The following is a 12689-nucleotide window of genomic DNA, read 5'->3' on the forward strand; positions in this document are numbered from 1 at the left end:
GCCGCGATGAAGGCGCTAGAGACTTTGGATGTAGCAAAGCTCCGTCAAAAACTGAAGGAAGAGGCTGAACAGACCGGCGCAAGCGGCTTTTCATCGTCTCCGACAGTCGAATTGTCACCACTCGCCAGCCGGGTGGCCGATCAATTGCGCCGTGCCAATCGCTCGCCCAGCATCATGCTGGGGCAATTCGGTCTGCTGGAGTTTTCCTGGCTGATCGCCACCAGCCTGCTTTCCGGCTGGCTGACGATGGGCGGATCGGTTGACACGCTCCTGCACATTGGTGCCTTCGGCGCATTTGGTGCGATCGTTTTTGTCCTGTTCACGCAATTTGCCGATGGCTACCAGATACACACACTGCGCCGTCCGTTCCGCTCGGTGAAGCGAGCCCTGACCAGTTGGTTTCTGGTTGTCGCCTTGATGGTCGGCATCCACGTCTTCTTGAATGCCCAGCTGTTTACTGTGTCCTGGCTGGTGACCTGGGCGGCAACCTCTGCCCTGTTTCTCATCCTTGAACGCTATGGCATGGCACTGGCCATTCGCAGCTGGACCCGTAACGGCATCATTGAGCGACGCGCCGTGGTGGTTGGCGGTGGAGAGCCTGCCAAACAATTGATCCGCACGCTGGAAAGCCAGCCGGATAACGATATCCGTATCTGTGGTATTTTTGACGATCGACAAGGCGACCGGTCGCCCAACATCGTCGCGGGCTATCCCAAGCTCGGCACTGTTGCCGAACTGGTGGCCTTTGCACGCGAAACCCGCATCGACATGCTGATCATCGCCCTGCCGATTACCGCGGAAGCGCGTATCATGGAACTGTTGAAACTGCTTTGGATCCTGCCGGTGGATATTCGGCTGGCGGCCCATTCCAACAGCCTGAGATTCAGACCCCGCGCCTATTCCCATGTCGGCGACCTGCCGATGCTGGATCTGGTCGACAAACCGATCCGCGACTGGGACCAGGTTGCCAAACGGGCCTTCGACATCATTTTCAGCCTGGTGGCCTTGGCCGTGTTCTGGCCGGTCATGGCGCTCGCCGCCATCGCTATCAAATCCACGTCGAAAGGGCCGGTGCTGTTCGTGCAGAAGCGCCATGGCTTCAACAATGAGGTCATCAAGGTCCTGAAATTCCGCTCGATGTATACGGAGATGAGCGACCCGACCGCCAAGCTGGCCGTCACCAAGAACGATCCACGCGTCACAACCGTCGGCCGCTGGCTGCGCAAATCCTCGATGGATGAATTGCCGCAATTATTCAATGTGTTGCGCGGCGATCTTTCGCTGGTCGGGCCACGCCCGCATGCGGTCATGGCGCAAACCCGCGACCGCCATTACAGCGAAATCGTCGAGAGCTATTTTGCCCGCCACCGCGTCAAGCCCGGCGTCACCGGCTGGGCGCAGATCAAGGGCTGGCGTGGTGAGATTGATAGCGATGACAAGATCAAGGGCAGAACCGCCCATGACCTCTATTATATCGAAAACTGGTCGCTGCTGTTTGACCTGAAAATCCTGGTGATGACGCCGATCAGCCTTTTCAACACGGAAAACGCTTATTGAGCGCGGTCACCCACCATAGTAGCCCGCCGTTTCGGCCAGGCTTGGCGGCCATAACCCTGACGGGATCGGCGCTGGTCGGCTTTGGTGTATTCCTGCTCGGCTTCGTGTTCATGGAGCCTGCCCCGTACGAATTGTTCATGGCGGCGCAGATCCCCCTGTGGTTCCTGCTCGGCCTGAAGATTTCCCGCAGCGTCGCTCCGCTTCTGGCGCTTATGCTCATCTTCAATGTCGGCGGCATGATCTCGCTGACGACAATGACGGACCTCGATCAAGGCCCGCTCTATGTTGCCGTCTCGACCTTCCTCGCCGTGACCTCGGTTTTTTATGCGGCCATCATCGAGGAACGGCATGAAAGGCTGCGGTTGATCTTCAATGCCTGGGTTCTGGCCGCAGTTGCCACCGCCCTTCTGGGTATTCTGGGCTATTTCCATGCGTTTCCCGGCGCTGAAATGTTTACACGCTATGACCGGGCCATGGGGGCTTTTCAGGACCCCAATGTGTTTGGTCCGTTTCTGATTGCTCCGTCGCTCTATCTCATCCATGGGCTTTTGACTGGTCGGTTGCTGGACGCGCCGTGGAAGATTTTTTGCCTGCTGATCCTCGCCCTTGGTGTGTTCCTGTCGTTTTCACGGGCGGCCTGGGCGCTGTTCCTGTTTTGCGCCATCGCCATGGTGCTCATCCTGCTGATCAAGGAACGCAGCAGTGCCTTCCGCCTGAAGATCGTGCTGCTGGCACTGACAGCGGCCATCGCTCTCGTTGTGGCGCTGACCGTCGCCCTGCAATTCCAGCAGGTGCGTGACCTGTTTTCCAGCCGCACCCAGCTTGTGCAGGACTATGATGGTGGCCATCTCGGTCGCTTCGAGCGTCACAAGATCGGCTTTCTGATGTCGATGGAAAAGCCGCTCGGGATCGGCCCGATGGTGTTCAGCAAGATCTTTCCGGAGGACGAGCACAATATCTGGCTGAAAACCCTGACATCCTATGGGTGGCTCGGCTTCGTCTGCTTTATCACCATGCTGGTCTGGAGCGTTTGCTTCGGCTTCAAATGTCTGCTCTATGACCGCCCTTGGCAACCCTATCTGATGATTGCCTGGATCGTGCTGATCGGCCATGCCCTGATCGGCAATGTCATCGATATCGATCATTGGCGACATGTGTACCTGCTGTTTGGAATCCTTTGGGGATGCAGAGCACTGGAAATCAATTGGCAAAGACATAACTGAACATCAGGGGACTCGTTTGGCGCAGGGAAACGTGATGGATGGCCAGGGAATTGCCGATGGGCAGAATCTGCGAATCTTGCAGGTCTTGGAGCCGAGCGGCGGTGGCTCCGGCCGTCATTTCATCGATCTTTGCGCAGGCCTCGCCGCCTGCGGACAGACGGTGACCGCGGTCTATTCACCGTTAAGAGCCGAAAGCCGGTTCGTTGCCGAATTGCTGGCGCTGCCGCTGCACGAGATCATTGCGCTGGACATGCACCGTGCGGTCGGCCCCTGGGATATCGCCTCCTATAGGGCGCTGCGGCGGCTGATCCGCGACAAAGGCCCATTCGACATCGTGCATGGCCACAGTTCCAAGGCAGGCGCGCTGACCCGGCTGGCAACCCTGCCCGGGCGCAATCCACCGGTGCTTTACACGCCTCACGCCTTCCGCACCATGGACCCGACGCTCGGCTCCAAAGGCCGCCTGGTTTATGGCGGCGTGGAACGGCTGCTTGGACGATTTTTCAGCGACCGGGTGATTTGCGTTTCACCGGATGAATATCATCACGCCGTGGCGCTGGGCATTCCAGCACGCACCCTCCGCATTGTCGCCAATGGTGTGAAATATCCGCCCGGCGACGCCCGCTCGGAGACACGCGCGCATTTCGGCATTGCCCATGAGCATCTGGTTTTCGGTTTTATTGGCAGGCTCGTGGCCCAGAAAGCCCCAGAGCGGCTGATCCGCGCCTTTGCCAGTATTGCAGACCTGATGCCCCAGGCCCGGCTGGTGATGATCGGCAGCGGCGAGCGGGAAGCGGAACTGCGCGTCATGATTCAAACCCTTGGCCTTGATGGCAAGGCCCAGATCCGCAGCGACATGAGCGGACATGACGCCATCCAAGCCTTTGACATCCTGGTTGCACCGAGCCGCTACGAGGCGATGTCCTATGCAATGCTGGAAGCCGCAGCCGGTGGACTTCCCCTCGTTTTGACAGCGGTGGGCGGAACGAGCGTCGTACTGGAGAATGGCGTCAACGGCTTTGCCGTTCCCAATAGCGATGCGATCAAGCCGCTTGCAGACGCCATGGCCGCCTTTCGCGACCCCCTGACGCGGGCACAGCTTACGGCTGGCGCCTTGGGCCGCCGTAACAACTACCGGCTTGAAAAAATGGTGGCAGAGACACTGGCGATCTACCGAAACCTTCTTCCCCAAACCACGCCAAGCTCGCTGTTAACCCCAGAGGCTCGGGCCGAGCACGTGGCAGACGACGAGCAGCGGACCCTGCTGCTTGCCAAGCGCATCGTGGTCTAATCCCCGTCGATCGAGAATCATTCCACATTCCTGCGTTATTTAAAGTGTTGCGGCGTTCTTAGAGTTCGTCAGGGAAAAGTGGGCACCGGTTTTCCCGAACAGACGAACTCAAACAAAAACGAGACAGTCTGTCGTGCGTTTTTATAAAACCCACGGCGCATCATGGAACATTTTTCCGTCTGTCGCGTTTTTAGCGCGTTCAGCCGAAACAGTTGGCGGACGGATAGAAGAGGGACAGCATGAACCGCACAAACGGTCTTTATTTGATCATCGGCGCATTGGTCGTCGTCGTGGTTGGCCTCGGGGCCTATGCATATCACGAGGAAACCAAGCCCAAGGGCGTTGAGCTCAGCATTGGTAAAGACGGCGTCGCCGTCGAACAGAAATAATCTCCAGCCGATTGGAGCCCGTCACGTTCAAATTGAACCAGACAGGTTCTGACTTCTCTTTTTTCGTTTGTCTTCTTAGGAAAACGCAACCCACTTTTCCTAAGGCAAACAATAGAACTTTTCTTACAGCTCCATGCGTTAATCCGCATGGAGCTGTAATACTTTATATCTGCAGCATCATTTCAAGTTTGGGCGGATCACGCGACCTTGCGTTTGCCTTCCGCCACATTGAGACCCCAGCTTTCCACCAGTAGGGATGGCAGATGCAGGTCGCCAGGCAGCATATAGGGCATTGCCTGCCCCTCACCTGCCTTGATCGGCAGGCCATGCCCCAGGCCATCCATTACGGCATATTCCACCTTGATCGCACCGTCTTCGTCATGCCAGACATAGCCGTCGCTCCGGCCATAGGCCACGGGCTTTGCCTTGCCGTCCAGCAAGCCATGCACGGCAAGCCATTGGATGACCAGCGCATCGGCGTTCTTCTGATGGACGACATTGTCATCCCTGCCCTGCCAGATCGAAATCCTTGGCCAGTCCCGACCTTCGGGCGCGGCTTGATAGACCAGTTGCGCCCATTCATCCGGGGCTTTGGCCACACCGTTATGCATGATGTTCAAGGCATTCATCGCATCCCGCGCACCACCAACCGGCAGGCCGGCAACCACGGCGCCCGCCTTGAATATATCGGGATAGGCGGCGAGAGCCGCAGCGGCCAACGCGCCACCAGCCGATAGGCCCATAATGAAAACATTTTCGGTGCTGAGGCCATGGGCCTCGACCATGGTGTCAATCATCTGGCGTATCGAGCCAGTCTCGCCACGGTCGCGCGCCACAGCACTCGGACGAAACCAGTTGAAGCAGCCATTCGGATTGTTGGAGCTGCGCTGTTCGGGATAAAGCAGCGCGAAACCATGCTGACGCGCCAGACGGCTCCAGCCGCTGCCATCATCGAAATCCTTGGCCGTCTGCCCACAGCCGTGCAGCACGACCACCAGCGGCGCGCTCGGCGGCAAGCCGGGTGGCACATAGGTCATCATCCGCAAATGTCCGGGATTGCTGCCGAAGCTGGTGTTTTCAACAAGGCGTGGCTGGGCGGGCTTTCTCGGTTTCGGCGCGACCTTTTCACGAGGTGTGGCGCTCTCAACCAGATCCACAAATGCCTTTTGTAACTTTTTTTGGCGGCGAACCATGGCGGCCACCGATTTTGGAACATTCAATCGCATCGCATCTGCCTTCCTGACGGCTGCATTCTCTCGTCTGCTTCACAAGCCGCCAATACTTCTGGCCCTCAAAAACTCATGGTGAATATCGTCTCATGCTGATCTCGAAGGTTATGAGGACCAACGACACGGCATATTGCTGCACTGCACCCAATATAAGGCAGAGACCGGACTTTATCGATACCAGAGCTGCACCATTCGGCGCTTTTGCATCCTGTCCAGTCTCTTCAAAGCCCAGAAAATCCGAGAATAGCCCTTAGAATATAGATGGTTACAGAAAAAATCTGTTTATTATGTGCACCGCAAAAAAAGCGTTATACATTATAAACATAAAATTCTTGAGATTAGCTTACGCCCCGAAGGGATTACGCAAGCACAAAGCCGCCGCCTCTTCGCCAGGATAAAACGGCTTCAGCGAACCTGAGTGCAAGGTGCTGTAACGCTGAAAACAGGCATCTGCTTTGAAGAGAGGCAATCACCCAAACTGGGGGGAGTGATTGAAATAAATGGTCGGGACGGCAGGATTTGAACCTGCGACCCCTTGACCCCCAGTCAAGTGCGCTACCGGGCTGCGCTACGCCCCGACCCGCTCCTAAGAGCAAGGTTCACTTAGAGTTTTTGACTTTCGGGCGCAAGCGGAATTTTGCCCGAACAGATCAAAAACGCGCAAAACACACCGCAAAGCTCATTCCGCCAAGATCGATGGGGGAAGCCTGACGGTATAGGTCGTGCCGTTGGAGCTTGTCGCGCTGGCCAGGGAGCCCCCGAGCTGCTTGACGAAAGCTTTGACGAACTGGGTGCCAAGTCCCGACCCCTCCGATTTGCCGCTGAGACCGATTCCGTTATCGCTAACGGTCAACGCGACTTCACCCTCCCGGCGCTGAAAGCCGAGAACAACCTCGCCCTGCCCCGATGGAAAGGCATATTTCACGGCATTGGTGGCGAGTTCATTGACGATCAAGCCGATCGATACGGCATAATCGGGTTGAATGCTCAACGGCTCGGTTTTCGTACTGATGGTGATGTTCGAATTCGGGCTCAAAAGGCTCTTACGAATCGTGGTGGTGATGCCTCTCAGATAGGTTTCCATGTTGACGGGGCCAAACGCGCTGGATTGAGCAATGACGTCATACAACTCGGCAACGGCCCTGATCCGCGCCTGCATGGCCTTATATCCTTCAGCGCAGGGCTCTGCGGCGCGGCGAATCTCGTGAGAGACAAAAGAGGAAATGATCTGCAGGCTGTTTTTGATACGATGAGCCAGTTCCGCGGCCAATATATCCCTATGCCTGTCGAGCATCACGGCCTCCGTCGCGTCCTCGAACACGACGAGCATCCGGGTGACATGATTGCCGGGCCTAAATATTTTCCTGGCATTGATCTTGAACACACGCCGGCCCAGGCCGGGAAACTCGTCTTCCAGCAGCAAGCCATCGACATGTTCATCGCGAGGCAGAACGCGCTCCAGAAGATCGTTGAGCGCAGCCACATTCCACTGGCCGTCCCCCAGCGTTTTCAACTGTTGACCGATCACCTCGGTGGATTGCACACCGAAGAGCTTTAGAAAAGAACGGCTGGCAAACACAATGCTCATGTCGTGCTCCAGTACCAGCAGTGGATCGCGGACCGTATCGACAATATTCTGCGCAAGAATCCAGCTCCGCTCGGCCTCCGCACTGGCAAGGCGCGCTTGCGTGACATCGTCAATTGACATCAAAAAAAGATTTGCGGCATCACTCGCGCGTTGAACCCGACGAACATTGACCATCATGATCCTATGGCCCAGATCCGGGAAAACCACATCAACTTCATGAGCATTGACGACCGTGTCCTGCGGAACGATCTGCTCCAAAAGCAATCGAAGCCCTGGAATATTCCAATGGCCGCCCTTCAGATCGTAGAGTTGCCGCCCCAGCGTCTGCTCCGAAGCGATCTGAAAGTTGGCGTAAAAGGCTTGATTGGCGGCAAGGACAGTCAGATCCTGGCTCAGAATCAGCACTGCGTCACGGGAGGTATCGATAATGTCCTGAGGCAGGATTTCGTTGAGCAGAAGATTGGTCAAGGGGCGTCGCTTTTCTAAGATGAGATAGGCTGTTTCCAGGTGCGGCTATGCCGCGCGTGAAATAGGTGAGCTATACCACGGTCCAAACATACCAAAGCATCAATGGCTTGGGATAGAGATCCGTGGAGTAGCAAACATCGTTTTTAATGAATGTTCGTGTTGGACGATTGAAACGTCAAGCATGGCAACTGGCGGCTTGTCCTCGTCCGTCAGAGCATGCTCTGGCTAACCGCTTATTTGGTGGCACTGTCTCTCGAGGTTTTCGTGGGTTGATCAGGCCCGGGGCCTGCAATCAAACTCTCGAAAATTGCGTCGTTTGTCCTGCGCCATGTCTCGTCGGTTAACCATTGATAATCCTGGTCCGGCATCAAAGGGACGGCCTTCACCTGTGCATTCGAAATCCGCAGAAAGAAGCTCTTCCTCTCCCGATCGACAAGCAGGTAGCGAAGCGGAACAACGAGGCTATCCTTGCCCGGCACGAAGAACCCGCCAGCCGCAACGATTGCATAGTCCTGCCGGTCCTTGGTGCCGATGACCACATTGCGAACTTCGCCAACGATCTTGTCATCGGCGGTCCGAACTTCGGCGCCGACGATTTCATTGACCAGCAAGCCAGGATCGAGATCATTAATGCTGATCAATGCCCCCTCATTGGCCGCGCCACGGCTTCCCTTGACCTGGCCCAGCCTATGCCATTGCGGTTCGCCAGCGGCCAATTGCTGGTCGGTCGCGTCTTCGTCATTCGTACCCAACCGCGCCATGAACGGGGATGCGATCAATTCCCGAATATTGCCCAGCAACCGCTCGCAATCTTTTTCCAGCCCGTAATTCCAAAGAAGAAAGGCCGCATCGCGCAATTTACGCAGGTCATGCACGAGATAGCGGTTTTGAGGATCCCGAAATTCAGGCTTTTCCAGAATGGCTTCTTCAAGCCTTGCATCGGAAATATTGCAGGCGGCTAGCGCTGGCGTGCCCAAAAGCGCAAGCAGAAGGGCTCCAGCCGCAGCTGATTTCATAAACGTCATTCCTGATCCGATCGGCGGGTTTTGCTATGACTTCGTGTTGCCCAGCACACTGATCGGAAGGAGGCGCACCGCATGACGCTATTCTTCACCAAGCATAACGCACACCATCTCGATTTGTTCCAAAATTTAAGAAAATATTCCTTTTTGGCACTCTTTTCGTCTTGCCGAAATACACATCAGACCCGCCTCCACCGCCCGCGATACTAGCCCTGAATTTATTATTCACATCGGAATCTTTCTGCGGAACCAATGGTTAACCGTGGCGTTATGAGCCGCGGAGAACATGACATGACAGTAGACAGAGACTTTCAGCGGCCGGTCGCCTTGGTAATTGCCGGAACCACCCACATGGTAAGATCGATTCGTGAAGCAGCCTGGCTGCTCGCCGATCAATGGCCGGATTTTTCCTGCGAATATTTTCGCAAGGCCCTGTCTGCCTGCGCAGCCGCCCTGGAAGGACGGCGTTCCGCCACCTATGCACGGCGCGCGCTGATCATTGCCGCGCATCGCGGTAATGTGGCGATTGCGCCTGATCACACTCTGGCGGCGTGAGGTCGGTGTTTTTAGAGTTTTCCTTAGGGAAGTAGATCCAGGTTTTCCCGAAAAGAAAAACTGAACCTGACAGCCCTTAGCGGACCTGATCCAGTAGCCGCTTGCATTCCAGCAGATCGAACAGGGTTTCCTGAAGCAGCGCCCGGTCTTCTTTGCCGACCGAACCGCGGCCAGCGGAAATGTCGAGAGCGCTATCGTCGCCACCGCCAAAGTTAAAGAATCGGCTGCTGGTACGCGACTTTGCATGACCGACGACCTGGTCGTCGTCGCTGCCGAGTTTGGGATCGTCATTGCTGGATTGGCCAGCGGCAACCAGGGCTTCCATCGTCGCCAGGTCGCCGGAAGCGACAGCCATGACGAATTTATTGCCATTGGTTTTCAGAAGCTTCTGCACACCTTTGATCGTGTAGCCGTGATCATAGAGCAGATGCCGAATGCCCTTCAGCAATTCGATATCGTCAGGACGGTAGTAGCGCCGTCCGCCGCCGCGTTTCAGCGGCTTGATCTGCGGAAACCTGGTTTCCCAGAATCGCAGCACATGCTGCGGCAAATCGAGATCGTCCGCCACTTCGCTGATCGTACGGAAGGCATCAGGGCTCTTATCCAAGACGGGCTCCATCATGTCACTCTCAACGACAGCATGTCTCTCATCAGAAACTGAGGCTGTATTATCTTGTCTTTCGGCCAGTGCTTTGAAGACTCGTCGGCAAGCCATCCATCCAGATAGCTGCTCGAAAACGTCGCCCGCAACGAACAGAGACCGACACAATCAAGCTCATAACTTGCCGGCGGCGCGGCCTTGGCCGCAAGGCCGTTAAGCAGCCGGATTGGCCGGTTTCTGCTTGGCTTTGCGGGCCAGATGCGAGCGCAGGATACGCTGTTTCAAGACGTTGGAGGCTTTGAACGTCATCACCTTGCGGGGCGAAATCGGCACTTCTTCGCCGGTCTTCGGGTTGCGGCCGATCCGCTCGTTCTTGGCGCGCACCTGGAAGGTGGCGAAAGAAGAAAGCTTGACCATTTCGCCACGCACGATGGCATTGCAAATCTCATCGATAACCGTTTCGACAAGTTCGGCGGATTCCGTCCGGGAAAGACCAACCTTGCGGAAGACCGATTCAGCCAAATCCGCGCGTGTTACCGTTTTGCCAGCCATAGCATCCCGTCCATTTATCAGTTCTGTTCGTTATACTCAGAGACTATTGATATGAACGCAATCGGTCAAGCGCCGTTAACAACTTGTTTTTGCGGCAACTACCAGCGCAGCAGCAGCGCGCCCCAGGTAAATCCGCCGCCCATGGCTTCCAGCAGCACCAGGTCGCCTTGCTTGATCCGGCCATCGGCGACCGCAACCGAAATCGCCAACGGAATCGAGGCGGCAGATGTATTGCCGTGCTGATCGACGGTGATCACAACTTTTTCCAGGGGAATATCCAGTTTTTTCGCAGCACCGTCGATAATGCGACGATTGGCCTGATGCGGCACCAGCCAATCGACATCCTCAGCCGTCAGGCCCGACGCCGCAAAGGATTGCTCGATCACATCGGCGATCATGCCGACTGCATGTTTGAAGACTTCACGGCCTTCCATGCGCAAATGGCCGACAGTGCCTGTCGTGGATGGGCCGCCATCCACATAAAGCTTGTCCTTGTGCGAGCCGTCCGAACGCAGATGCGCCGTCAGCACGCCGCGATCGGCAATGGTTCCTTGCCCTTCGACCGCTTCCAGCACCAGAGCGCCAGCGCCGTCGCCAAACAGCACGCAGGTAGTGCGGTCCTGCCAGTCGAGAATGCGCGAAAAGGTCTCGGCACCGATAACCAGCACCCGCTTTGCCAATCCGCCGCGAATATAGGCATCCGCCGTCGTCATCGCATAGACGAACCCGGTGCAGACGGCCTGAACGTCAAAGGCAAAGCCGTGGGTCATGCCAAGCCGGTTCTGGATATTCACCGCAGCCGACGGAAAGGTATTGTCGGGCGTCGATGTGGCGCAGATGATCATGTCGATATCGGCAGGCGCGAGGCCAGCGGCCTCCAGCGCCTTCAAGGCAGCCTCAGCGCCAAGCGAGGCAGTGGTCTCCCCCTCGCCGGCAATATAGCGCTGCTTGATGCCGGTGCGTTGAACGATCCAGTCGTCCGACGTGTCGACAAGCGTTTCCATTTCGCGGTTACTCAATAGCCGCTTGGGCAAAGCCGAGCCAACACCGCGAACAACTGAACGAATCATTTTATATTTATCCTGTCCTTCACGCTGCTTCCGGCCCGGCGCTGGAGGAGCCAGCCCTGGACGTCGATGGAAAGCGAGTGTGATAAAGTTTCAAATCATTTTCAATTTTCTTGGTCAAACCGTTGCGCGCCATGTCATAGCCAACCTCGATGGCTGAACCGAAACCTTCCGCGTCCGTGCCGCCATGACTTTTGATGACGATGCCGTTCAAACCGAGGAAGACGCCGCCATTCACCTTACGCGGGTCCATCTTGTCCTTCAGCGCATCGAACGCCCCCTTGGCGAAGAAATAGCCGATCTTCGACATCAGGCTGCGCGACATCGCCGCCCTCAGATAGGTGGCGATCTGGCGCGCCGTGCCTTCGGCAGCCTTCAGGGCGATATTACCGGTGAAGCCTTCCGTGACGACGACATCGACTGTGCCCTTGCCGAGATCGTCTCCCTCGACGAAACCGGCATAGTTTAGGGTGTCCAGACCCGCCTCACGCAACATGCGGCCCGCTTCGCGCACTTCTTCCTGACCCTTGATTTCCTCGACGCCGACATTCAACAAGCCAATCGAAGGACGATCAATCTGGAATAAAGCCCGGGCCATAGCGCCGCCCATCACGGCGAAATCCAGCAATTGTTGCGCATCGGCACCAATGGTGGCGCCGATATCGAGCACGATGCTTTCCCCCTTCAGGGTTGGCCAGATCCCGGCAATCGCCGGACGCTCGACATTGGCCATGGTGCGCAGGCAGAACTTGGCCATCGCCATCAAGGCGCCGGTATTACCGGCAGACACGACAACATCCGCCTCGCCTGTTTTGACGGCCTCGATCGAGCGCCACATGCTGGAGACATAGCGGCCACGCCGCAGCGCCTGGCTTGGCTTTTCGTCCATGGCGATTGCCACTTCGCAATCATGGAAGACGGATTTTGCTTTCAGTTTTGGATATTTGGCAAGAAAAGGCTCGCACTTTTCCCGCTGGCCAAACAGGATGAATGTAATCTCCGGATGGCGCTCCAGCGCCCGGGCGGCGCCCGGAATAACGACTTCGGGACCGAAATCGCCCCCCATGACGTCGAGAGAAATTTTGACCACGCGTCTTAATCCCTTCTTTTTCACCCCCAGGTGAAATTTTCGGCCAAAATACCGGTT

12 protein-coding genes and 1 tRNA gene are annotated in these 12689 nt (G+C 56.6%); 5 read left to right on the forward strand and 8 right to left on the reverse strand.

Annotated elements, in window-relative coordinates:
* Positions 1 to 6: 6 nt before the first annotated feature.
* The 4 genes from V6582_RS03840 to V6582_RS03855 all read left to right on the forward strand — a co-directional run bounded on the left by V6582_RS03840 (position 7) and on the right by V6582_RS03855 (position 4460).
* Positions 7 to 1557 (forward strand): undecaprenyl-phosphate glucose phosphotransferase, encoded by a 1551-nt coding sequence (locus V6582_RS03840; protein WP_156632297.1) that lies wholly within the window; start codon positions 7 to 9, stop codon positions 1555 to 1557.
* The gene (locus tag V6582_RS03845; protein ID WP_156632298.1) at positions 1554 to 2780 is read left to right on the forward strand and encodes an O-antigen ligase family protein; all 1227 of its coding nucleotides are present in this window, start codon (positions 1554 to 1556) and stop codon (positions 2778 to 2780) included. The genes V6582_RS03840 and V6582_RS03845 overlap by 4 nt, the downstream gene beginning before the upstream one ends.
* A gap of 16 nt (positions 2781 to 2796) precedes the next feature.
* Positions 2797 to 4071, forward strand: coding sequence for a glycosyltransferase (locus tag V6582_RS03850; protein WP_234889706.1), 1275 nt, complete (start codon positions 2797 to 2799; stop codon positions 4069 to 4071).
* Positions 4072 to 4310: 239 nt separating this feature from the next.
* Entirely contained in the window at positions 4311 to 4460 is a 150-nt protein-coding gene (locus V6582_RS03855; protein WP_180640582.1) for a hypothetical protein, read from the forward strand.
* Positions 4461 to 4657: 197 nt separating this feature from the next.
* Here the strand turns inward: V6582_RS03855 and V6582_RS03860 are convergent, their stop codons facing one another.
* From V6582_RS03860 to V6582_RS03875, 4 genes are all read right to left on the reverse strand, one after another.
* Positions 4658 to 5686, reverse strand: coding sequence for an extracellular catalytic domain type 1 short-chain-length polyhydroxyalkanoate depolymerase (locus tag V6582_RS03860; protein ID WP_156632299.1), 1029 nt, complete (start codon positions 5684 to 5686; stop codon positions 4658 to 4660).
* A 504-nt stretch (positions 5687 to 6190) separates the two neighbouring features.
* A tRNA-Pro gene (locus V6582_RS03865) sits at positions 6191 to 6267 on the reverse strand.
* 101 nt (positions 6268 to 6368) lie between these two features.
* Entirely contained in the window at positions 6369 to 7745 is a 1377-nt protein-coding gene (locus V6582_RS03870) for a sensor histidine kinase (protein ID WP_234889707.1), read from the reverse strand.
* A gap of 233 nt (positions 7746 to 7978) precedes the next feature.
* A complete protein-coding gene (locus tag V6582_RS03875; protein ID WP_156632300.1) occupies positions 7979 to 8770 on the reverse strand; it encodes a PRC-barrel domain-containing protein in 792 nt (263 codons plus the stop codon).
* A 288-nt stretch (positions 8771 to 9058) separates the two neighbouring features.
* Between V6582_RS03875 and V6582_RS03880 the strand changes: the two genes are divergently transcribed.
* Positions 9059 to 9322 carry a DUF982 domain-containing protein gene (locus V6582_RS03880; RefSeq protein WP_156632301.1) on the forward strand — a complete coding sequence of 88 codons (264 nt, stop codon included), beginning with the start codon at positions 9059 to 9061 and terminating at the stop codon, positions 9320 to 9322.
* A 76-nt stretch (positions 9323 to 9398) separates the two neighbouring features.
* Here V6582_RS03880 and V6582_RS03885 read toward each other — a convergent pair whose 3' ends face one another.
* The 4 genes from V6582_RS03885 to plsX all read right to left on the reverse strand — a co-directional run bounded on the left by V6582_RS03885 (position 9399) and on the right by plsX (position 12632).
* Positions 9399 to 9944, reverse strand: a complete 546-nt coding sequence (locus tag V6582_RS03885; RefSeq protein WP_015915593.1) for a MerR family transcriptional regulator — start codon at positions 9942 to 9944, stop codon at positions 9399 to 9401.
* A gap of 192 nt (positions 9945 to 10136) precedes the next feature.
* Positions 10137 to 10475, reverse strand: coding sequence for an integration host factor subunit alpha (locus V6582_RS03890; protein ID WP_015915592.1), 339 nt, complete (start codon positions 10473 to 10475; stop codon positions 10137 to 10139).
* A gap of 98 nt (positions 10476 to 10573) precedes the next feature.
* Positions 10574 to 11545, reverse strand: coding sequence for a beta-ketoacyl-ACP synthase III (locus tag V6582_RS03895; RefSeq protein ID WP_015915591.1), 972 nt, complete (start codon positions 11543 to 11545; stop codon positions 10574 to 10576).
* 19 nt (positions 11546 to 11564) lie between these two features.
* Positions 11565 to 12632, reverse strand: a complete 1068-nt coding sequence (plsX, locus tag V6582_RS03900) for a phosphate acyltransferase PlsX (protein ID WP_337739283.1) — start codon at positions 12630 to 12632, stop codon at positions 11565 to 11567.
* Between the last annotated feature and the right edge of the window lie 57 nt (positions 12633 to 12689).

This window comes from Agrobacterium vitis (genome assembly GCF_037039395.1).
GTDB lineage: Bacteria > Pseudomonadota > Alphaproteobacteria > Rhizobiales > Rhizobiaceae > Allorhizobium > Allorhizobium vitis_E.